20 protein-coding genes are annotated in these 20,333 nt (G+C 65.9%); 8 read left to right on the forward strand and 12 right to left on the reverse strand.

The features are described from left to right. The first annotated feature begins 2 nt into the window (after window positions 1-2). From C8J30_RS01060 to C8J30_RS01070, 3 genes are all read left to right on the forward strand, one after another. Entirely contained in the window at window positions 3-932 is a 930-nt protein-coding gene (locus C8J30_RS01060; protein ID WP_110803880.1) for a LysR family transcriptional regulator, read from the forward strand. Window positions 933-1,023: 91 nt separating this feature from the next. Continuing rightward, a complete protein-coding gene (gene coaD, locus C8J30_RS01065; protein WP_110803881.1) occupies window positions 1,024-1,518 on the forward strand; it encodes a pantetheine-phosphate adenylyltransferase in 495 nt (164 codons plus the stop codon). 8 nt (window positions 1,519-1,526) lie between these two features. Continuing rightward, the gene (locus C8J30_RS01070; protein WP_181420724.1) at window positions 1,527-2,033 is read left to right on the forward strand and encodes an RES family NAD+ phosphorylase; all 507 of its coding nucleotides are present in this window, start codon (window positions 1,527-1,529) and stop codon (window positions 2,031-2,033) included. A 119-nt stretch (window positions 2,034-2,152) separates the two neighbouring features. On the opposite strand, the gene purF is transcribed toward C8J30_RS01070, so the two are convergent. The 9 genes from purF to pyrC all read right to left on the reverse strand — a co-directional run bounded on the left by purF (window position 2,153) and on the right by pyrC (window position 12,108). Beyond that, the gene (gene purF / locus C8J30_RS01075) at window positions 2,153-3,619 is read right to left on the reverse strand and encodes an amidophosphoribosyltransferase (RefSeq protein ID WP_110803883.1); all 1,467 of its coding nucleotides are present in this window, start codon (window positions 3,617-3,619) and stop codon (window positions 2,153-2,155) included. 114 nt (window positions 3,620-3,733) lie between these two features. After that, the gene (locus C8J30_RS01080; protein WP_110803884.1) at window positions 3,734-4,336 is read right to left on the reverse strand and encodes a CvpA family protein; all 603 of its coding nucleotides are present in this window, start codon (window positions 4,334-4,336) and stop codon (window positions 3,734-3,736) included. A gap of 21 nt (window positions 4,337-4,357) precedes the next feature. Further along, window positions 4,358-5,725 carry a DNA repair protein RadA gene (gene radA, locus C8J30_RS01085; RefSeq protein WP_110803885.1) on the reverse strand — a complete coding sequence of 456 codons (1,368 nt, stop codon included), beginning with the start codon at window positions 5,723-5,725 and terminating at the stop codon, window positions 4,358-4,360. 50 nt (window positions 5,726-5,775) lie between these two features. After that, a complete protein-coding gene (locus C8J30_RS01090; protein ID WP_110803886.1) occupies window positions 5,776-6,519 on the reverse strand; it encodes an ABC transporter ATP-binding protein in 744 nt (247 codons plus the stop codon). After that, window positions 6,516-7,292: an MlaE family ABC transporter permease gene (locus C8J30_RS01095; RefSeq protein WP_394341899.1), complete on the reverse strand. Its 777-nt coding sequence runs from the start codon at window positions 7,290-7,292 to the stop codon at window positions 6,516-6,518. Before C8J30_RS01095 ends, C8J30_RS01090 begins: the two co-directional genes overlap by 4 nt. After that, window positions 7,292-8,341 carry an alanine racemase gene (gene alr / locus C8J30_RS01100; RefSeq protein WP_110803887.1) on the reverse strand — a complete coding sequence of 350 codons (1,050 nt, stop codon included), beginning with the start codon at window positions 8,339-8,341 and terminating at the stop codon, window positions 7,292-7,294. Before alr ends, C8J30_RS01095 begins: the two co-directional genes overlap by 1 nt. Window positions 8,342-8,550: 209 nt before the next feature. After that, entirely contained in the window at window positions 8,551-10,041 is a 1,491-nt protein-coding gene (locus C8J30_RS01105) for a replicative DNA helicase (protein WP_110803888.1), read from the reverse strand. 242 nt (window positions 10,042-10,283) lie between these two features. Then, on the reverse strand, window positions 10,284-10,964 hold the full coding sequence (locus C8J30_RS01110) for an orotate phosphoribosyltransferase (RefSeq protein WP_110803889.1): 681 nt from the start codon (window positions 10,962-10,964) through the stop codon (window positions 10,284-10,286). A 103-nt stretch (window positions 10,965-11,067) separates the two neighbouring features. Then, window positions 11,068-12,108 carry a dihydroorotase gene (gene pyrC, locus C8J30_RS01115; protein WP_110803890.1) on the reverse strand — a complete coding sequence of 347 codons (1,041 nt, stop codon included), beginning with the start codon at window positions 12,106-12,108 and terminating at the stop codon, window positions 11,068-11,070. A gap of 141 nt (window positions 12,109-12,249) precedes the next feature. Here pyrC and C8J30_RS01120 point away from each other — a divergent pair, with 141 nt between their 5' ends. The 3 genes from C8J30_RS01120 (at window position 12,250) to C8J30_RS01130 (ending at window position 13,350) form a co-directional block, all read left to right on the forward strand. Next, window positions 12,250-12,564, forward strand: coding sequence for a hypothetical protein (locus C8J30_RS01120; RefSeq protein ID WP_146227842.1), 315 nt, complete (start codon window positions 12,250-12,252; stop codon window positions 12,562-12,564). 134 nt (window positions 12,565-12,698) lie between these two features. Then, window positions 12,699-12,935 carry a DUF1127 domain-containing protein gene (locus tag C8J30_RS01125; RefSeq protein ID WP_245909677.1) on the forward strand — a complete coding sequence of 79 codons (237 nt, stop codon included), beginning with the start codon at window positions 12,699-12,701 and terminating at the stop codon, window positions 12,933-12,935. A gap of 85 nt (window positions 12,936-13,020) precedes the next feature. Beyond that, window positions 13,021-13,350: an urease accessory protein UreE C-terminal domain-containing protein gene (locus C8J30_RS01130; RefSeq protein ID WP_110803892.1), complete on the forward strand. Its 330-nt coding sequence runs from the start codon at window positions 13,021-13,023 to the stop codon at window positions 13,348-13,350. A gap of 27 nt (window positions 13,351-13,377) precedes the next feature. On the opposite strand, the gene C8J30_RS01135 is transcribed toward C8J30_RS01130, so the two are convergent. The 3 genes from C8J30_RS01135 to C8J30_RS01145 all read right to left on the reverse strand — a co-directional run bounded on the left by C8J30_RS01135 (window position 13,378) and on the right by C8J30_RS01145 (window position 17,948). Next, entirely contained in the window at window positions 13,378-14,319 is a 942-nt protein-coding gene (locus C8J30_RS01135; protein ID WP_220033683.1) for a phosphoadenosine phosphosulfate reductase, read from the reverse strand. Window positions 14,320-14,508: 189 nt separating this feature from the next. After that, window positions 14,509-15,558, reverse strand: coding sequence for a glycosyltransferase family 2 protein (locus tag C8J30_RS01140; protein WP_110803893.1), 1,050 nt, complete (start codon window positions 15,556-15,558; stop codon window positions 14,509-14,511). Beyond that, window positions 15,558-17,948: a glycosyltransferase family 2 protein gene (locus C8J30_RS01145; protein WP_110804267.1), complete on the reverse strand. Its 2,391-nt coding sequence runs from the start codon at window positions 17,946-17,948 to the stop codon at window positions 15,558-15,560. Before C8J30_RS01145 ends, C8J30_RS01140 begins: the two co-directional genes overlap by 1 nt. 275 nt (window positions 17,949-18,223) lie before the next feature. Here C8J30_RS01145 and C8J30_RS01150 point away from each other — a divergent pair, with 275 nt between their 5' ends. Beyond that, window positions 18,224-18,994, forward strand: a complete 771-nt coding sequence (locus C8J30_RS01150; protein ID WP_110803894.1) for a class I SAM-dependent methyltransferase — start codon at window positions 18,224-18,226, stop codon at window positions 18,992-18,994. A 14-nt stretch (window positions 18,995-19,008) separates the two neighbouring features. Then, window positions 19,009-20,319 (forward strand): glycosyltransferase family 61 protein, encoded by a 1,311-nt coding sequence (locus C8J30_RS01155; RefSeq protein ID WP_110803895.1) that lies wholly within the window; start codon window positions 19,009-19,011, stop codon window positions 20,317-20,319. Window positions 20,320-20,333: the final 14 nt, after the last annotated feature.

The following is a 20,333-nucleotide window of genomic DNA, read 5'->3' on the forward strand; positions in this document are numbered from 1 at the left end:
CGATGGACTGGGATGATCTGCGGGTGTTTCTGGCGGTGGCGCGGGCGGAAAGCCTGTCGGGCGCGGGCCGTCAGCTCAAATGCGATGCCGCCACCGTCGGGCGGCGGGTGGCGCGGCTCGAAGAAGCCGTGGGCGCGAAGCTTTTTGCGAAATCCCCGCAGGGCTATGCGCTGACCGCCGAGGGCGCGCGGCTGATGCCCCATGCCGAGGCGGCGGAAGCCGCCTTTGCGGGCGCGGCCGAGGAGCTTTCGGGCGGGGCCGGGCAGATCACCGGGCAGTTGCGCATCGGTGCGCCGGATGGCTGCGCAAATTACCTGCTGCCGCAGGTCTGCGCCGCGATCTGTGACGCGCATCCGGGGCTTGAGATTCAGATCGTCGCGCTGCCGCGGGTCTTCAACCTCTCGAAGCGCGAGGCGGATATGGCGATTGCGGTGTCGCCCCCCTCGGCCGGGCGGCTGACGGTGCAAAAACTGGTGGATTATCAACTGCATCTGGCCGCGCACGAGGCCTATCTGCGCCGCCATCCGCCGATCACCGAGCGGGCGCAGCTGAAGGGGCACCGGATCGTCGGCTATATTCCCGACATGATCTTTGACAAGGAGCTCGACTATCTGGCGCAGACCGGGGCGGACAAGGTCGAGCTCGCCTCGAATTCGGTCTCAGTGCAGATGCAGATGCTGCGGGCAGGGGCGGGGCTGGGCATCGTGCATGATTTCGCGCTGCCCTTCACGCCCGGGGTCGTGCGGGTTCTGCCCGAGGATATCGCGCTTTCGCGGGCGTTCTGGCTCATTCGCCATGCCGATGACCGCCGCTCCGAGCGGCTCGACCGGCTGGCCGAGGCTTTGGGGCGCGGCATGCGGCGCGAGGTGGCGCGGCTCGAAGCCCTGGCCGTCGCGGGCGAGGGCGTCGGCTCGCCCACGCGCGCGCTGTGACGCTGCGGCGCGGCAGGGGGTGCTTGCAAATCCCGCGCTGATGCTGTTGCTTGCGCTCACCTTTCGGTGAACGCGGTCTGAGGAGGACTGGATGCGGATCGGCCTTTACCCCGGAACCTTCGACCCGGTGACGCTTGGGCATATCGATATCATCGAGCGCGCTTTGGCGCTGGTGGATCGGCTGGTGATCGGGGTGGCGATCAACCGCGACAAGGGGCCGCTGTTTTCGCTCGAAGAGCGGGTGGAAATGTTGCAGGCCGAATGCGCGCCGATCACCGCGCGGCGCGGCGGCGAGATCATCGTGCATCCGTTCGAGAACCTGCTGATCGACTGTGCCCGCGATGTCGGCGCCGGGGTGATCGTGCGCGGGCTGCGGGCGGTCGCGGATTTCGAATATGAATTCCAGATGGTGGGGATGAACCGCGCGCTGGATGCCAGCGTCGAGACGGTGTTCCTGATGGCCGATGCGCGGCGGCAGGCGATCGCCTCGAAGCTGGTCAAGGAAATCGCCCGGCTCGGCGGTGACGTGTCGAAATTCGTCACGCCGATGGTGGCCGAGCGGCTCTCGTCGCGTCTGCACCGCTAGGCGGCCCGGTGTCGGGCGCGCGCGGATTTCATCAGATCTCCGGCCGCTTCTATCGCATCGTTCCGGCGGCTCATGTCGAAACCGCCCTCGATCCCGCCCCAAGCCGCGAGGGGCGGTTTCACCATGACTTCCAGCCGACGCTTTATGTCTCGTCACGGCGCGACTGGGCGGAGCATGCGGTGCGGGTCTATGTCGGCCCCGACGATCCGCCCCGGGTGATCTGCGAGCTGATCCTCGAACCGACCGCGGTGCTGGATCTGCGCGACGCCCGCCAATGCGCGGACTGGGGCCTTGATCCGCGGCTTGCGGCGGTGCCTTGGCTGCCCGAGCGCGCACTGGGCCTTGCGGCGTCAAGCTGGCAGGTGGCCGATGCGGCCCGCGCAAGTGGCGCGGCGGGGATGATCTACACCGCCCGCACTGCGCCCGAACGCTGGCATCTGGTGCTGTTCCATTGGACTGCGTGCGGGATCCGGGCGCGGCTGACGGGGCGGCGCTGGCCTGTCGATTTCGGCTGAGGCGATCAGCTTCACCGCGGGCCTCGGCGAGGCTCCTTTGGGCTGTGCTTTTATCTTGCCTTAAATATCTCGGGGGTCCGGGGGCAGAGCCCCCGGCTTGCCCGAGGCGAAAGACGTTCTCAGCCCTTCATCTTGAAGCCCTTGCCGATCTGATCGGAGGGTTTCACCGGATAATCGCCCGAGAAACAGGCGTCGCAATATTGCGGGCAGGCGTTGTCACGCCCGGCCTCGGCGCCTGCGGCCCGGTAAAGACCGTCGAGCGAAATGAATTCAAGGCTGTTCACCCCGATCCAGTCGCGCATCTCCGCGACCGACATCCGCGCCGCCAGCAGTTTGTTGCGGTCGGGCGTGTCGACGCCATAGAAGCAGGGCCAGGCGGTCGGCGGCGAGGCGATGCGGAAATGCACCTCGGCCGCGCCGGCCTCAAGGATCATGTCCTTGATCTTGCGGCTCGTCGTGCCGCGCACGACCGAGTCGTCCACCAGCACCACGCGCTTGCCCTTGATCAGGCATTTGTTGACGTTCAGCTTCAGACGCACGCCCATGTTGCGGATGTGCTCGGTCGGTTCGATGAAGGTGCGGCCCATGTATTGGTTGCGGGTGATGCCAAGCGCAAACGGGATCCCCGATTCCTGACTGTAGCCGATCGCCGCGGGCGTGCCGCTGTCGGGCACCGGGCAGACCAGATCCGCCTCGACCGGGGCCTCGCGGGCCAGTTCCACACCGATCTGACGGCGGGTTTCATAGACCGAGCGGCCGCCGATGATGCTGTCGGGACGCGAGAAATACACATGTTCGAAGATGCAGAACCGCGACTGCGCCGGATAGAACGGCCGCGTGCTTTCGATCTGGCCTTCGTGGATGATCACCATCTCGCCCGGCTCGATTTCACGCACCAGTTCCGCGCCGATGATGTCGAGCGCACAGGTCTCGGAGGCGAGCACATAGCCGCTCTCGCCCAGACGGCCGAGCACGAGCGGGCGCACGCCGAGCGGATCGCGCACGCCGATCAGTTTCGTGCGCGTCATCGCGATCACCGAGAAGGCGCCCTCGACGCGGCGCAAAGCATCGGCGATGCGGTCGGCATGGTTCGTCTGGATCGAGCGCGCCATCAGGTGGATGATGCATTCGCTGTCCGAACCCGACTGGAAGATCGCGCCGCGGTCGATCAGCTCGCGGCGCAAAGCATCGGCATTCGTCAGGTTGCCGTTATGGGCGATCGCACAGCCGCCCATCGAAAACTCGCCGAAGAAGGGCTGGATGTCGCGGATCACCGCGGCTTTCGAGCCCGCCGTCGAATAGCGCACATGGCCGATGGCCAGGGGCCCCGGCAGCGTTTCCATCAGCGAGGCCTTGGTGAAATTGTCGCGCACATAGCCGAAGCGATGCGCCGAGTTGAAGCCCTTGGCGGGATCATGGGCGACGATGCCGCCCGCTTCCTGACCGCGGTGCTGCAGCGCATGCAGGCCAAGCGCCACGAAGTTCGCTGCATCGGCCACGCCGATCACGCCAAAGACGCCGCATTCCTCCTTCAGCTTGTCGTCGTCGAACGGATGCGACAGGAAGGTCTTTTCGGCAGCGGTCATGGGAAGGCTCCAGAGGGTCGGGGGCTTGGCGCGGCTTTAACGCGAAACGGGGGGGCTGTTAAGCCCTCCCGCTCGGATTTCCTTACAAAGCTGTCACGATTTCGCGCGGGAGCCTCAGTTCGAGGCGGGCGGGGTCACGGCACCTGGCAGAACCGTGTCGGTCGCGGGAGCGCATTTCGCCACCAGCGCCTCGTAGCGGCCGACGATCCAGCCCGGCGCATCGTCGGGCATGGTGTCGTCCATCTGCCCGCTCAGCTTCGAAAACACCTTTGCCGAGCGCGAGTTGTCGACGATCGGCATCGCCTGCGCGGCAACGAGCTTGTCATAGACGATGAAGGCCACCGCGACGAGGATCACGCCCCGCGCGACGCCAAAGAGAAAGCCCAGCCCCTGATCAAGCCCGCCCAGAGCCGACCGCTGCACCAGCGTCGCAAAGAGCGGCGTCAGGATCGAGAACAGCACGAGCGACAGCGCGAAGACCGCGGCGAAGCCGCCGATCGTCGCCAATTCGCAGCTGTCGGCCAGAAACTTGTTCAGCACCGGCAATTGCGCGATCAGCGGCTTTGCGGCATCGGCGAAGGTGTAGGCCATCACCGCAGCGGCGATCCAGCCCATGATGGCAAGACCTTCGCGGACAAAACCGCGGCTGTAGGCGAGGATCGCCGACAGGATGATGGTGACCGCCACGATGGCGTCGACAATGGTGAACCCTTCCATGGTCCCGAACCCCCTGCGACGCTAGCCTGCGCCGAACATGTCCCCAACGAATGTCACGAGGTCGGGCAGCTTGCGCAGCACCATCCCCGCCCCGCCTTCAAGCTTGGTACCCACCGGCAGGATCGCCTGTGAGAAACCAAGTTTCTCGGCCTCTTTCAACCTGTTTTCCGCCTGTCCCACCGGGCGCAGCGCCGCAGAGAGCGAGATTTCCCCGAAAATCACCAGATCGGCCGGAAGCGCCACATCCTCGCGCGCGCTCAGAAGCGCGGCGGCGAGCGCCAGATCGGCGGCGGGTTCGAGCACCTTCAACCCGCCCGCGACGTTCAGGAAGACATCAAGCCCGGCAAAGGGAATGCCGCAGCGGCTTTCCAGAACGGCCAGAATGGTCGAGACGCGGCCCGAATCGAGGCCCACGACGGTACGCCGGGGGCTCGCGAGCGAGGAGGGCGCGACCAGCGCTTGAATTTCCGTCAAGACCGGGCGCGTGCCCTCGATGCCTGCGAACACCGCCGAGCCGGGCGCGGGCTGGCCGCGTTCACTGAGAAACAGCGCCGAGGGGTTGGCGACTTCGGCCAAGCCCCCGCCGGTCATCTCGAAAACGCCGATTTCGCTGGCCGGGCCGAAGCGGTTCTTCACCGCGCGCAGGATGCGGAACTGATGGCCGCGCTCGCCCTCGAAATAAAGCACGGTATCGACCATGTGCTCGACCACGCGCGGCCCGGCGATCTGGCCTTCCTTGGTGACATGGCCGACAAGGATCACCGAGACGCCGCGGGATTTCGCGAAAGTCACCAGCTCATGCGCGGCGGCGCGGACCTGAGAGACCGAGCCCGGCGCGGCTTCGACCATGTCGGCCCACATCGTCTGAATGGAATCGATCACGACGAGATCGGGCCGCTCGGCCTCCAGCGTCGTCAGGATGTCGCGCAGGTTGGTTTCGGCGCCAAGGCTCACCGGCGCATCGGCGAGACCGAGCCGCATCGCCCGCATCCGCACCTGCGCCGAGGCTTCTTCGCCCGAGATATAAAGGCATTTCAGGCCTTTGCGGGCGAAGGCGGCAACGGCCTGCAAGAGCAGCGTCGATTTCCCGATGCCCGGATCGCCGCCGACAAGGATCGCCGAGGCGGGCACAAGGCCGCCCCCCAGCACCCGGTCGAATTCCGCCATGCCGCAAAGTGTGCGCGGCGGCGGCGCCTCTTCATGGGCGAGCGTCGTCAGATCGATGCGCCGCCCCTTCGCCCCGCCCAAGCTTTTGCCCGCCGGGCCGGCCGACAGCGGGGCTTCCTCGACGATCGAGTTCCACGCGCCGCAGGCGTCGCAGCGCCCCGACCATTTGCGATGGACGGCACCACAGTCGGTGCAGGTGAATTGTGCGGATGCCTTGGCCATGCGCCCTTGTGGCAGAGGCCCGCGCGGGCGGCAAGCGCCGCCTGCAGGCGTCAGCGGATCGCGGCGATCGGGCCCTCGGCGCGGCCGTGAATGAATTGCGTCACGTAAGGGTCTGACGTTTCATCCATTTCTGCAATCGAGCCATGCCAGCGAATGAGCCCGTCATGCAGCATCGCCACCCGGTCGGCGATTGCCCGGACCGAGGACATGTCATGCGTGATGGTGATCGCGGTCGCGCCCATCTCGCGCACGACCGAGTTGATCAGATCGTTGATGACGCCGGACATGATCGGATCAAGGCCGGTCGTCGGCTCGTCAAAAAAGATCACCGTCGGATCGGTGGCGATGGCACGCGCAAGGCCGACGCGTTTTTGCATCCCGCCCGAGAGCTCGGCCGGGAACAGATCTGCGACCTCCGGGCCAAGGCCGACGCGGGCGAGTTTCTCGACCGCCACGGCACGGGCCTCGGCCTTCGCGCGTTTCTGCGGACCGCGCAGCAGCCGGAAGGCGACGTTTTGCCAGACGGTCAGGCTGTCAAACAGCGCGGCACCCTGAAACAGCATGCCAAAGCGCGACAGGAACTCCTCGCGCGCTTCGATCACGGGGGCGCCGTTGACCCGGATTGTGCCCGCATCCGGCGCCACAAGGCCAAGGATGCATTTCAGCAGCACCGACTTCCCGGTGCCCGAGCCGCCGATGACGACAAGGCTTTCACCACGCTCGACCCGCAGCGAGACGCCGCGCAGCACCGTCTTCGACCCGAAGGATTTGTGGAGGTTTTCGATCTCGATCATTTGGAGAAGAACACCTCGGTCAGCAGGTAGTTGGAGGCGAGGATCAGCACCGAAGCCGCGACGACCGCGGATTTGGTGGCCCGGCCCACGCCCTGCGCGCCGCGGCCCGAATTCATGCCGTAATAGCAGCCCATCAGCGCGACCAGAAAGCCGAAGGCCGCGCCTTTGACGAGGCCCGAGCCGACATCCCAGCCCTCGAGATATTCCCAGGTGTTGCGGATGTAGCTGGCCGAGTTGAAGCCCAGCCGTTCGGTCCCAATGAGCCAGCCGCCCATGACGCCGATCACATCGCCCACGGCGACGAGCAGCGGCACCGAGAGCGTCGCCGCCAGAACGCGAGGAACAGCAAGATATTTCAACGGGTTGGTGGACAGCGTCACGAGCGCGTCGATCTGCTCGGTCACCTTCATCGTGCCGATCTCGGCGGCGATGGAACTGGCCACCCGCGCGGCAACCATCAGGCCGCCCAGCACCGGGCCAAGCTCACGCACCATCCCGATTGCGACGATCGAGGGCACGACGCTTTCGGCCGAAAACCGCGCCCCGCCCGCGTAGATCTGCAGCGCCAGCGCCGCGCCGGTGAAGAGCGCGGTCATGCCGACGACCGGCAGCGACAGCCAGCCGATCTGCAGCATCGCCTGCAGGAATTCGCGGCTGTAAAACGGCGGGCGCGCCAGATGGCTCAGCACCGCGCCGGTGAAAAGCGCAACCCGGCCCGCGCCCGCAAGCGCCGAAAGAACGGTGCGGCCAAGCGCGGCCAGAGCAGACAGGATCACACCAATCCCCCGGCATAGACGCGCTGGTAGCGATGGCCGAGCGAGGTCAGGATTTCATAGCCGATCGTGCCCGCGACATCGGCGAGCGCATCGACGCCCTGATGCGGCCCGAGGATATCGAGGCTGCGCGGGGGCTCGGCCAGATCGGTGACATCGACGGTGATCAGGTCCATCGAGACGCGGCCGACAAGCGGGCAGGGGGTGTCGTCGGCCCAGAGCGTCGCCTTGCCCGAGAGCCTGCGCGACAGCCCGTCGGCATAGCCCGCGGCGACGGTGGCGATGCGGCTGACCCGCGTTGCGGTCCAGCTGTTCGCATAGCCCACGGTCTCGCCCGGTTCGACGGTGCGGATCTGCACCACCGGCAGCGAGAGCCGCACGACCGGGCGGGCTTTCTCGAAGGGCTGACCGCCATAAAGGCCGATGCCCGGCCGGGTGACGTCGAAATGATACTCGGGGCCCAGCAGGATGCCGCCCGTGGCCGAAAGCGCGCGTTTCAGCCCCATCCCGTCGGTCATGTCGCGGAAGGTCTTCAGCTGCAGCGCATTCATCGGGTGATCCGGCTCATCCGAACAGGCAAGGTGACTCATCACAAGCTTCGGCCCGGCGGCCAGAATCTCGGTGGAAACCGCGGCCCAATCGGCGGGCTCGAGCCCGAGCCGGTTCATGCCCGTGTCCAGTTGCACGCCGAAAGCCGCGCCGGGCAGGGCGTCGAAATGGCGCTTCACCTGTTCGGCCGAATTCAGCATCGGCGTCAGGGCCAGATCGCCGATCATCTCGGTATCGCCCGCCATATGGCCGGAGAAGACGAAGATCTCGGGGCCTTCGCCAAGCGCCTGGCGCACGGCCGCGCCTTCCTCGGCGGCGGCGACAAAGAACTTGCGCACCCCCGCCTGAGCCAGAACCCGCGCCACCTTGGCGGCGCCAAGGCCGTAGCTGTCGGCCTTGACCACCGCCCCGGTCTCGGTGGCGGCGGAAGTCATTGCGTCAAGCGCCCGCCAGTTGGCAAGCACGGCGTCAAGATCGATGCGGAGCGATGCTGTGGTCATGCGGTTTTCTTGAGCCTGAGGGGCAGAAGGTCAAGCGCAAACATCCGTGAGCGGATGCGCCTGCGGCAGATGTGGCAGGGGGGCTCTGCCCCCCGTCCGCAAGCGGACTCCCCCCGGGATATTTGTCGCAAGATAAAACCAAAGGTTTCCCTTTATCTTGCCACAAATATCCCGCGGGGGTCCGGGGGCGCGAAGCCCCCGGCTTTGGCTCAGAACCCGTCCGAACCATCGCCCTGCCAGGGCCGGGCCAGGTCCGAGAACCGGGTGAAGCGGCTTTCAAACGCGACTTCGACGGTGCCGATCGGTCCGTGGCGCTGCTTGCCGAGGATCACCTCGGCCTTGCCATGCACGCGCTCGGCCTTTTGCATCCATTCGGCGAATTTCGGATCGTCTTCCGGCGGCTTCAGGCGTTCGTGGTAATATTCATCGCGATAGACGAACATCACCACGTCGGCGTCCTGTTCGATCGAGCCCGATTCGCGCAGGTCCGACAGCTGGGGCCGCTTGTCTTCGCGGCTTTCCACCGTCCGGCTGAGCTGCGACAGCGCCATCACCGGAATGTTCAGCTCTTTCGCAATCGCCTTCAGGCCCATCGAGATCTCGCCGATTTCCTGCACCCGGTTGTCGGTCCGCCCGGAACCGCGCAAAAGCTGCAGGTAGTCGACGATCACCACGTCGAGCCCATGCGTGCGCTTGAGCCGCCGACAGCGCGCCGCCACCTGCGAAATTGGCAGGGCGGGGGTGTCGTCGATGTAAAGCGGGCAGGTTTCGAGCGCCTTCGCCGCCTCGACGAAGCGGCGGAACTCGGCCTCGGTCATGTCGCCGCGGCGGATCTGTTCCGAAGGCACTTCCGAGGCTTCCGAAAGCACCCGCGCGGCGAGCTGCTCGGCGCTCATTTCGAGCGAGAAGAAGCCGACGACGCCGCCCTCGACCGCGCCTTCGGTGCCGTCATGGCGCATCCCGCGCTTGTAGGCCTTGGCGATGTTGAAGGCGATGTTGGTGGCGAGCGAGGTCTTCCCCATCGAGGGACGACCGGCCAGGATCAGAAGGTCGGAGGGGTGCAGACCGCCCAGCTTGCGGTCGAGATCGCGCAGGCCGGTCGAGACGCCCGCGAGCCCGCCCTCGCGCTGGTAAGCGGCGTTGGCCGATTGCACGGCCTCGGTCACAGCCTTGAGAAAGCTCACAAATCCCTTGTCCGCCGTGCCCGATTCTGCAAGCTTGTAAAGCGCGCCCTCGGTTTTCACGATCAGGTCTTCGGGTTCCAGCCCGACCTCGACCTTCTGCGCCGAGGCAGACAGATCCTTGCCCAGCCGGATCAACTCGCGCCGCAGCGCAAGGTCATGGATCATCTGCGCATAGTCGCGCGCCGCATAGGACGAGATCGCCGCCCCGGCCAGACGCGCCAGATAGGTGGCGCCGCCAAGCGCCTTGAGCCCCTCGTCGTCCTCCAGATAGGCCTTGAGCGTCACCGGCGAGGCGAGCGCGTTCTTTTGAATCCGCGCCGCCGCCACTTCGAAAATCGTGCGGTGCACGGGTTCGAAGAAATGCTCGGCCCGCACCACCGAAGCGATGCGGTCCATGACGTCGTTGTTCGTCAGGATCAGCCCCAGAAGCTGCTGTTCCGCCTCGATGTTATGCGGCAGCGCTTCCTCTTCGGGAAGGGCAGGCAGGTCGGATTTGATCGGTGCAAGCGTGTTCATTTCTGCCTCGTGACCCAACACCCGGGGGGTCTTCTAACGGGAGATGGGAAGAAAGCATACCCGAGCGCGGGATCGGATAAGCCTGGGGATAAGCCGGGCGGGATGGCCCAGCTTAGCGCATTCATAGGTGAAAACACAGCGGCAACCCCAAGATACGGTGCAAAGAAACCGGCCTGCGCGAGTCGCCGTGACCTGTCCCCAATTCATCCACAGCCGTATCCCCGGGGTTGTCCCCGGAAATCTCAGGCCTTCTTGTGGGCGTCCTGCCAGGCGCGCGGGGCGCTGAGAAACGCCTCGACCTCGTTCAGGGTCGCGGCGTCAAACGCGCCCTGCGCGCGGGCCTCGGCCAGCACGTCCCACCAGGTGCAGAGGTGGTGCAATTGCACCCCATGCGCGGCAAGCGTCGGCACGGTTTCCGGGAAGATGCCATAGTAGAAAATCACCGCGGTATGGGCGCAGGAGGCGCCGGTTTCGCGGATCGCATCGACGAAGCTCAGTTTCGAGCCGCCATCGGTGGTCAGATCCTCGACCAGCAGCACGCGCTGGCCCTCGGTCATCGCGCCCTCGATCCGGGCATTGCGGCCGTAGCCCTTGGGCTTCTTGCGTACATAGGTCATCGGCAGCGCCAGCCGCTCGGCCACCATCGCGGCGAAGGGAATCCCCGCGGTTTCGCCGCCGGCGATGTTGTCAAACGCCTCGAAGCCCGCATCGCGCAGCACGGTGACAGCAAGGAAATCCATCAGCGTCGAGCGGATGCGCGGGTAGCTGATCAGCTTGCGGCAGTCGATATAGGTCGGCGAGGGCAGGCCCGAAGCCAGCGTGAAGGGCGTCTCGGCGTTGAAATGCACCGCCTTGATTTCCAGAAGCATCCGCGCGGTCAGGCGGGCGATTTCTTCCTTGGCGGGATAGGAGGAGGGGATCATGTGCGTGTCCTCATGCTGTTTTTCCTGGCTCAAATACGCCTCTTTTCGACCGTGGCGCCGTGTGCGCGGGTGGAAAAGAGCGTATTTGGGCCAAGAAGAAGGATCAGTCGATTGCGTGCCAGAAGACCGGGAAACCCGGGTCGAAGACGGTGACGGGACCGGCGCCGGTCTCGATCTTGGCGGGCCAGGTCGCGGCGCTGGCGGTCTTTTCGAGCGTCAGCGTTTCTTTGTTCACCGGCAGGCGATAGAAACGCGGCCCGTTTTCCGAGGCGAAGGCGGCGAGATTGGCGAGCTTGCCCTCTTCCTCGAAGACATGGGCGAGAAGGCTCATCGTGTTCGTCGCGGTGAAGCAGCCCGCGCAGCCGCAGGCACATTCCTTCAGCGGGTCGACATGCGGCGCGGAATCGGTGCCAAGGAAGAACCGTGCCTCGCCGCTGGTCGCCGCTGCGCGCAGGGCAAGGCGGTGATGTTCGCGTTTCGCCACCGGCAGGCAGTAGTAATGCGGCTTGATGCCGCCAACCAGAATGTGGTTGCGGTTGATGATCAGGTGATGCGTGGTGATCGTCGCGCCCAGATCGTCGCCTTGCGAGCGGGCATAGTCCACGCCGTCCTTCGTGGTGATATGTTCCATCACCACGCGCAGGCCGGGGGTCGCGCGGCGGATCGGATCAAGGACGGTCTCGATGAACACCGCCTCGCGGTCGAAGATGTCGACGGCGGGATCGACGACCTCGCCATGCACGCAAAGGGGCAGGCCGATCTCGGCCATTTTTTCCAGCACGCCGCGGACCTTGTCGAAGTCGCGCACGCCCGAATGCGAATTCGTCGTCGCCCCGGCCGGGTAAAGCTTCACCGCTTTCACCAGCCCCGAAGCCGCCGCCGCCGCGACATCGGCCGGATCGGTGGTCTCGGTCAGGTAAAGCGTCATCAAGGGGTCGAAGGTCGCGCCTTCGGGCATCGCGACCAGGATGCGGTCGCGATAGGCCGCAGCCTCGGCCCCGGTCACCACCGGCGGCACCAGATTGGGCATCACGATGGCGCGGGCGAAATGGCGCGTGGTTTCGGGCAGGACACCCGAAAGCATCGCGCCGTCGCGCAGATGCAGGTGCCAATCATCGGGGCGGGGAAGGGTGATGCGGGTCATGGCTTCCGATACACAATCGGGTCCGGCATTTCCAGTGCCAAGCGGCGCAGGCGGCTTCGCGCTGATGTGACCGCGGGGCTCTGGACGGCGGCTTCCCCATGCGTCACCCTGCAGGGGCCTCGGGGGAGGATGGAGAGACATATGACGACACGGTTCATCGCTTTGGCGGGCCTTGCCGCCGCCACCGCCCTTGCGGGCTGCAACGACCCGGGCTTTCGCGGCGTGCCCGAAGTGCGCATCGCCACCTCGGCCGAGGTGATGCAGTGCAGGATGACAAGCACGATCACCAACGAGCCCGGGCTTTATGGCCCGCTCGTCGGGCACGAGGCAGAGCGCTACGCCCGCAACAAGATCCTCGACATGGCGAAGGGCGACGGCGCCAACACCGTCGTCTTCGATCCGGTGATCCCGGGCGAGCCGGTCTATCAGCTTTCGGCCAAGGCCTATCGCTGCTGAGGCGCGCGGCGGCTCACGCTGCGTTGCAGAAAACGCAGGGCGGGGTTTCGGCAATCGCGATTGTCGGGCCTCGGCCCGCCCCCTATGGTGCCGCGATGGGAGGAAACATTCTGTCACCCTGTCAGGAGGTTTCCATGACTTTTGTCGAACTGCACGACGCGCCGGCCAAGACACCGTTCAAGGGCATCGCCACGCGTCTGAGCCGTCTCCCCGCGGCCTTGGGCGAGGGGCTCGTTGATGTGCTTGAAACCGGCGCGCGTCTGCGCGAGGTGTCGCGCCTGCGCGCGATGTCGGATGCCGAACTGGCGCTGCATCACATCACCCGCGAGGAGATCGTGCCGCACGTCTTCCGCGACCGCTACTGCTACTGAGCCCCCCTGCGGCGGCCAATCCTCTTGCGCGGGGCTCGCGCGCGGTCGATACTGGCCGCGATGAAGATTGCGGAAGGAGCGGGCGATGTCGCAGGAAACCCTGACCGAAGTGCGCGGTGATCTGGTTTTGGCGGCGCTTTGCGTGGGACAATTCCGGGCGCCCTGCCAGATCGAGGCGGAACGGCTGCTGGTGCGGGCCGATGAAGCGCTGATGCAGGCGCTGCGCGCGCTCGGGCTCGATACCACCGCGGTCTTCGAAGCCTTCACCCCCGCGCCGCTCTTCGCGCCCGACGATGTGATCCTGGATCAGGTGGCGCGTGGCATCATCCGCCGTCAGGTCACGACGCATGTCTTCCGCCCGCATGATGACGAGACCGCCGAGGAAGACAGCGATTCCGTGGTGGCCGCGGTCTGAGACCCGGCACCTGAGGTTCGCCCAGCCTCAGGCCGGGGTGCGCCCCACTGCGGGTCCGGGCAGGGGATGGCCCGATTTTTCCAGCTGATCCTCGAGCGCGACCAGACGGTTGCGGAACCGCGGACCGCCGAGGCGTGTCACCACATTGCGGCACAGGAGCGCCTCGAGCCAGGGGCGGCCGGAGCTGTCGAGATAGCCCGCCAACCGGCGCAGATAGCGCGTCGCATTGCGCCGTCCGCGCCAGAGTCGCCAGAATGCCGACGCCGTGAACGTGCCCGCGCAAGCCTGCGCCAGCAACGGTTCGATCGCGTCGATCTCGGCCAGCGCGGTTTCGGGCGTGCTGCCCAGATTGCGGCAGGGCAGCAGCGTCACATGCGGACGCGCCATCAGCGCGGCGTGCATCGCGTCTTCGGCGATCAGCGGATCGTAGATCACATAGGCAGCCCCGGCCCCGTCAAGCATGTCGGGGGCAAAGCCGTAGCGATCGGTGAAATTCTGCCGCCGCCGCCGCCGGAAGCGGTCGTCCCAGGCGGTCAGCCGCGCCTCGAGCGTGGCCTGCGGGGCAAGCATGATCACCGTCGCCCCGGGGGCCGTCACGGAATAGGCCGCCGCCGCATAGCCGCAGCTGCCCGCGCCGTAAAACACGACGCGGTCGAAATCTTCGAAGAACGCCTCGTCCACGAGACGGTCGAAATAGGCATAGACCCTCGGATCGCGAAACCAGCTTTCGTCATGACCGATGATCGTCAGGCTGGAATGGCCATTTGCCTCGGCAATGGAAAAGCCGATTGGCAACTGTTCCTCCGACCGGGCGCGGATCGCGGCGCGAATCTCGAAGCTGACCAGAAGCACCGGGCCGCGATCGGCAAAGAGCACCGAATGCGCTTGACCGAGCGGCTCGCAATAGCCCTCGAGATCGCCGAGTTCCTCGATATGGTGCAGCCAGTCGCTGTCGCTGAGATCCCGCATGGCTTTGGTTTCCAGTTTTCCCGCGTCCATTGCAGCCCTCCCGCGCATCGCTGCAAGAGAGTGACCTGAACAAGGTTAATCTATCATTGCTCCAGCCTGTCGGAAATGCAGGGAGGCCGGGAAAATGTGTCGGATTGTAACGGATCGCGCGTCAGTGCCGTTTTGCGGGGCGCTTTGTTTCCATGCAGTTTACACTGGCGCCGACTTCGCTGCGGCCGCAAGGCCGAGCGCCTGCATCCGCGCCGCCAGCGGGGCGGGCAACGGGCGCGAGGGCGGCGTCAGCATCAGCCGCCCGAAAAGCGCGCGGAAGGGTTCCTCGGCCATCAGGTCGGCAAAGCGTCTCTGCCGCCAGACGACGCCCGCGCGGTGCAGCCGGTCGACCTCGGGATCGGCGCGCAGCCGGGTGATCGCTTCGGCGGTGGCGGGGGCATAGCGGGCGATGCTGCGATCTTCGATGTCGCAGAAATTGCGCTCGACCCAGTAGCTCAGATCGAAGGTCGAGGCCTCGCGATTCGCCCGGCCGCGGTCGCATTTGAGCACATAGCCCTGCATCGACCCAAGCGCGTAGTGATTGAGCTGCACGAGCTGCCAGGGGTCCTCGCCCAGCGGCGTGAAGAGCCGCCCGGTGCGGTAGGTCTCGGGCAGCGCCCGGCCGCTGCCATCGACCCAGACCGCCTGCTTCAGCCGGTCATGATCCGGCGCGCGGGGGCGGTGCACGCCCAGCTTGCCGTAGACGCCATCGTTGCGAAAGAGCGTCTTGATCAGGCTTGCGCGCCAGGGCCAGGTCATGCCCGGGGGCGCGGCACGGGTGAATTGCGCGGTCACCGGGGCATCGCGAAAATCGACCACGCCCGCATTGCCGAAAAGCCGCCAGGTCAGCGCGATGGCGGTGGCCTGTGGCAGCGCGGTCCAAAGCGCCGAAAGCGTGCCGTCGCCCGCATGGATGTTGACGAATTCGTCGATATCCGCGACCAGAATCCAATCGGCGGCGCGGGTGAGCGGGTGTTTGTCGGCTAGCTTCAATGCCGCCCATTGCGGCCCCTCGCGCCATGGCCCCGGGTTGCGGACATGGGTCAGTTCTCCCATCGCCTGCAGCCGGTCCAGAAGCGCATCGGTGCCATCGCTGCAATCGTTCGAAAACACCAGAAAATCTGTGAAGCCCACGGCGCGGTGATGGGCGAGCCATTCGAGCAGGAACGCCGCCTCGTTCTTCACCGTCAGGATGGCCAGCGCGCGCATCAGTGGTTTGCCTCGCCCTCGTGCTCGACGGTGAAGAAGAAGCCGGGCGGCAGGTTGTCGAGCGGCATGTCGACCGGGATCACCCCGGGACCGGCGTTGAACACGGCCGAGCCGAAGACATGGAGAATACGCGAGAGCTTCTCGAACCGCTCCGAACACAGCTCGGCGTAGAAATTCGCGTAAGCCTCGGTCGCGCGCAGCTCCGCGATCTTTGCCCGATGCGCGGCGACGGAAAACTCATGCGCGGCGCGGATTTCCGGATCGGCCAGAAGCCGGTCGAACTCGGCCCGGGCTTGCGGGATCATCCGCTGGATCGAGCGATCTTCCACCGCGTTGTGGTTCATCCGGAACCAGTAATTCAGCCCCTGATCGCGATCGACATGGTTCACCCGGCCGCGGTCGCGCTTGACCAGAAAGCTTTCGGCCGAGCGCACGGCGTAATGGTTGAGCTGCACCCAGTCATAGCCATAGGTCGTCGCGGTCGAGCGCCAGCCGTTGCGATACATCTCGCGCGGCATCGGCTTGCCCGATCCGTTCAGCCAGATCACCTGATCCCAGAGGTCGGGCAACAGCCCCTTCGGCCGGTGCACGCCCAGCTTCTTGTAGATGTCGATGTTGCGAAACAGCGTCTTGAACCCCCAGGCCTGATGCGGCTTGCGCACGATCTCGGGGGCGCAGGTGGTGAATTGCTCGATCAGGAAGCGGTCTTCGTAGCCGTGCACGTCGCAATTGCCGAAAAGCCGCCAGGTGAGGGCGATCATGTTCGCCTCGCCCATCGCCTCATACAAAGCGCGCAACGTGCCGTCGCCGATCTTCACGTCGATGAATTCATCGACATCCATGCAGATCGCCCAGCCGCAATTCTGAATCAGCGGCTCTTTCTCGGCGCTTTCCAAGGCCGCGTGCTGGGGCGGCATGTCCATCGTCCGAAACGGGTTGTCGCGGTGCTGGCAGATCCCCTTCCTTTGCAGCAGGTCGAGCATCGTGTCGGTGCCGTCGGTGCAGTCATTGGTGTAGATCAGGAAATCATCAACGCCGATGGCGCGGTGATAGGCGATCCATTCGAGGATGAACGGACCCTCGTTCTTCATCGTGGTGACGATGCAGGTGCGTCCGGCCTCGGTGGCGCGTTGGGGCGCGGGGCGCGGTTTCGAGATCGGCGGGCGGATCGGTTTCGCGCCCCAGATCCCGGTTGCGGCCTGCAACAGTTCGGGGTCTTCGATCAACGAGGTTTTCGGCGCCAGTTCCGAGGCCGCCCGTCCCGGCACCCGCAGTCCCATCGCCCGCCAGAACGGAAAGAGGCTCGCCGGATCGGGCTTCGTATAGGCGATGCGCAGAAGCCGCCACGTCGCGTCAAGGCCGGTCTTGCCGGGCGCGACACCCCAGCGGGCAATGCCGCGCGTCGCATCGAATTGCCGGCACAGGTGATCGGAAAACCGCGTTTCGGCCCCCGCGCGCACCCGCCACGGATAGATGCGCCGCCCGACGAGCGTGACCATGCCGGTGGGGGCAGCCAGACAGGCCTCGAAGGCCGAGGGGGCGCCTTCGGGGCGTGGTTGCAGGATGTCGGTCACGTCCAGCTGCAAGACGACGCGGGCGCGGGCGAGGAAGCGCCATTTCGCCAGTTCCAGAACGATCCCCTGACCGAGCGGCGCCCGCCACGGGTCGTTCGGCGGCACCTCCATCCGGTCCTTGCCGGGCGCGTCGGGGGCGTGGAAGGGATGGTTCTCCGGCCCGTGGTCGGGTTTGCCCAGAGGCACGGGGGAGTGCAGCACGACGACGGTCATCGCCATCTCGCGCGCCTCAAGCGCGCGCGCCACTGCCGCTGCCAGATCGGCGCCATGCAGGGAAGCGCTGTCGGGCGGCGAGCGGTCAAGGATCAGCGCCGCCTCGGCCCCGTGCAGGTCGTGATGCCAGCTCAGCCAATCGGCGATGCAGAGCGCGCTTTCCTCAAGCCGTTGCGCGAAAAGACAGAACTTGCCCGCGAAGAGATCGGTCTCGGCCACGGCGGGGGCGATCTCGACCGGCAGCACCGGGCCTTGCGGCGCCTCGACGGCGGCGGGGGCGTCGCTCTCGCCCTCGACCTTCACCGGGCGCTGCGCCTCGGGGCATAAACCAAGCACCAGCGGGCCTTCCGGCGCGGCGCGACCATGCACCATCAGGCCGCCCGCCACTTCGCGCCGGTCGATCACCTCGATCCCTCCCGCGGGGGAAATGGCGGCAATCTGCCCGGCAAAGGCGGGATGGGCGAAAAAGAGCCGCAGCGTGCGCCCCGGACGGCCGTTGCGCAGCTCGGGCCAGATCACGGCGTCGAGCAGTCGCAACCCCTCGGGGCCGCCCTCGAAGGGGCTTGTCTGCATCTGCCGCGCGACGACCGTCGATCCCACCATCTGCACTCCGGGTTTTTCCCTGTCTTATCAGGGCCGCGCCAGTTTTCAAACAAGGGCTGGGCGCGGCGGCAACTTTGCCCGGCGGTTCGGGCGATTGTTGTGCATGGGTCAACAGCGATCCAAAATTGTCGCGCATCTGGGGATGCCCGGAAATTGCCCGAAAATCGCTGCCGTTTCGGCCAATGCCCGTGGTTTCACCGGGCCAAGGGCGCTCTCCTTGCCAAGCCATGGGGAGCGGATAGAATGCGAAAGCAGAAAACAAGAGGGTGGGCAGCATGGACGAGTCAGGCAAACCGGTGGGATTTCGCCGCAATCCGGGGCAGAAATACAGCCTGTTTCTGGACGATCTGCACAGCCGCATGGTCTTTGACTGGTATATGGAGATCGGCTGCCGCGCCGGGCGCAGTTTCGCGCCGGTGACGGGCAAGACGATTGCGGTGGATCCCTTCTTCAAGGCCGAGGCGAACATCATCGGCGCCAAGCCGCAGCTGTTCATCTTCCAGCAGACGAGCGACGATTTCTTTGCCTCCGGCATGCTTGAACGCATGGGGATCAAGCTGTCGCTGTCGTTCCTTGACGGGATGCATCTCTTTGAATTCCTGCTGCGCGACTTCATGAACACCGAGGCACTTTCGGACCCGAACGGGGTGATTGCGCTGCATGACTGTGTGCCCTTCAACGAAAAGATGCTGACGCGCGATCTGAAGAACCTGCCGAAGGGACCGTGGACGGGCGATGTCTGGAAGCTGATCCCGATCTTGCGCAAATATCGCCCGGATCTGGAGCTGACGGTGCTGAACTGCCGTCCGACCGGGCTGGTGTTCGTCTCGAACCTTGATCCGACGAATACCGTGCTGCGCGACAATTACGAGGCGATTCTGGCCGAATGGACCTCGGTCGATCTGGTGCCCTATGGCGTCGGGCGGTTCTACGATGCCTTTGAAAGCGTCGATGCCGAGGCTTTTGCCGCTGCAGATTACCCGATCTTTTCGAAGATCCGGCAGGCGCCGACGACGATTCGCAAGCCGACCAAGGTCACGAAGTAACCGCGGGGGGTCAGATGGTTGCCCACGAAGACGATCCTTGCAGCGCCCCGCAGCCGCTTGGTGGCTGGTCCACGAAGATCGTGACCGTGCCGCAGGCGCTGGTCGTGCCCGCGACCGTGTCCGACATGGTGCAGCCGATGGGCATCTTCGACGCCGACGGCGCCTATGTGCATGAGGGGGTGCTTTGGCGCGGCCGTCGCCTGATGGTCGAGCCGGAGCCGCGCCCCGAGCCCTTGGCCGCGTTGCCCGGGCGCTGGATCTGGGCCGGTGTCCTGCTCAATCACTTCGGCCATTTTCTCGTTGAAAGCACGCCGCGGCTCTGGGCGCTCGATGCGCTGAAGGGGGCGGTCGATGGTCTCGTCTTCACCGTCAAGCGCGAGACGCTCGAGGTCGCGGGCGAGCTGAAGCTGCAGCCGTTCCAGCGGCTTTTCTTCGATCTTCTGGGGATCGACGTGCCGATCCGCATTCTTGCACAGCCGACGCGGGTCGAATGTCTGGAAGTGCCCGGACAGGGCTTCGGCCTTGGCGCGATTGCAGCCGGGACCGAGCCGTTCCGCGCCTTCTTCCAGTCCCGCTTCGCGCGCGATATCGCGCCGCAAGGGGCGGAAAAGCTTTACATTTCCCGGTCCGCGCTGGGCGCCAGTCGGGGTGGCGTGCTGGGCGAGGACCGGATCGAGGCGGCGCTGGCTGCCGCTGGCTACGAGATTTTCCACCCGCAGAAACACAGCCTTGAAGCGCAGATCGCCCATTACAAGGCGGCGCGGCAGGTGGTGGCGCTCGACGGCTCGGCGCTGCATATGGTGGCGATGGTGGGGCGCCGCGATCAGCAGGTGGCGATGATCCGCCGCCGGGTCAGTGACGTGTCCGACAGCATCGTCACCCATCTGACCGCCTTCACCGGGCAGGCGCCGCTGGTGATCGACGTGATCGAACAGGATTGGGTGCGCTCGGACCGCAAGCGCGCGGATCGGCATTCGGTCGGTCAGCTTGATCTGCCCGCGCTGGGGCGCGCGCTGGTCGCGGGCGGCTTCCTGCCCGAAGGCACCGAGATCCCGGCGATGTCCGAGGCCGACATTCAGGCGGGCGTGCATCTGTTCGAAGATGCGCTGAGCGGCAAGCTCACGTTCGAGCCGCTGGCGCGCGGCGCCCGGCGCGAGTTGCCCGAGGCCGACAACGGTGCGCGGCGGCGCAAGGACAAGCCCGGCACGAAGCCGGGCAAGGAAGGCAAGCTCAAGGGCGAGGAACGCCGGGCGGCGCGGATGGCGCGGCAGGCGGACAAGACCGAGCGACGCGAAAAACGCGCGGCGGCCCGGCCCGAGGGCTGAGGCCGCCTGAGCCT

Origin of the sequence: Rhodobacter viridis, assembly GCF_003217355.1 — a bacterium.
Lineage (GTDB): Bacteria > Pseudomonadota > Alphaproteobacteria > Rhodobacterales > Rhodobacteraceae > Rhodobacter > Rhodobacter viridis.

Excerpts from the sequence above, each read along its gene's own strand:
- C8J30_RS01060 (WP_110803880.1), top strand. The coding sequence starts at position 3 with ATGGACTGGGATGATCTGCGGGTGTTTCTGGCGGTGGCGCGGGCGGAA.
- coaD (WP_110803881.1), top strand. The coding sequence starts at position 1,024 with ATGCGGATCGGCCTTTACCCCGGAACCTTCGACCCGGTGACGCTTGGG.
- purF (WP_110803883.1), bottom strand. The coding sequence starts at position 3,619 with ATGACCGCTGCCGAAAAGACCTTCCTGTCGCATCCGTTCGACGACGAC.
- C8J30_RS01080 (WP_110803884.1), bottom strand. The coding sequence starts at position 4,336 with ATGGAAGGGTTCACCATTGTCGACGCCATCGTGGCGGTCACCATCATC.
- radA (WP_110803885.1), bottom strand. The coding sequence starts at position 5,725 with ATGGCCAAGGCATCCGCACAATTCACCTGCACCGACTGTGGTGCCGTC.
- C8J30_RS01090 (WP_110803886.1), bottom strand. The coding sequence starts at position 6,519 with ATGATCGAGATCGAAAACCTCCACAAATCCTTCGGGTCGAAGACGGTG.
- alr (WP_110803887.1), bottom strand. The coding sequence starts at position 8,341 with ATGACCACAGCATCGCTCCGCATCGATCTTGACGCCGTGCTTGCCAAC.
- C8J30_RS01105 (WP_110803888.1), bottom strand. The coding sequence starts at position 10,041 with ATGAACACGCTTGCACCGATCAAATCCGACCTGCCTGCCCTTCCCGAA.
- C8J30_RS01110 (WP_110803889.1), bottom strand. The coding sequence starts at position 10,964 with ATGATCCCCTCCTCCTATCCCGCCAAGGAAGAAATCGCCCGCCTGACC.
- pyrC (WP_110803890.1), bottom strand. The coding sequence starts at position 12,108 with ATGACCCGCATCACCCTTCCCCGCCCCGATGATTGGCACCTGCATCTG.
- C8J30_RS01120 (WP_146227842.1), top strand. The coding sequence starts at position 12,250 with ATGACGACACGGTTCATCGCTTTGGCGGGCCTTGCCGCCGCCACCGCC.
- C8J30_RS01125 (WP_245909677.1), top strand. The coding sequence starts at position 12,699 with ATGACTTTTGTCGAACTGCACGACGCGCCGGCCAAGACACCGTTCAAG.
- C8J30_RS01130 (WP_110803892.1), top strand. The coding sequence starts at position 13,021 with ATGTCGCAGGAAACCCTGACCGAAGTGCGCGGTGATCTGGTTTTGGCG.
- C8J30_RS01135 (WP_220033683.1), bottom strand. The coding sequence starts at position 14,319 with ATGCGGGATCTCAGCGACAGCGACTGGCTGCACCATATCGAGGAACTC.
- C8J30_RS01140 (WP_110803893.1), bottom strand. The coding sequence starts at position 15,558 with ATGCGCGCGCTGGCCATCCTGACGGTGAAGAACGAGGCGGCGTTCCTG.
- C8J30_RS01145 (WP_110804267.1), bottom strand. The coding sequence starts at position 17,948 with ATGGTGGGATCGACGGTCGTCGCGCGGCAGATGCAGACAAGCCCCTTC.
- C8J30_RS01150 (WP_110803894.1), top strand. The coding sequence starts at position 18,224 with ATGGACGAGTCAGGCAAACCGGTGGGATTTCGCCGCAATCCGGGGCAG.
- C8J30_RS01155 (WP_110803895.1), top strand. The coding sequence starts at position 19,009 with ATGGTTGCCCACGAAGACGATCCTTGCAGCGCCCCGCAGCCGCTTGGT.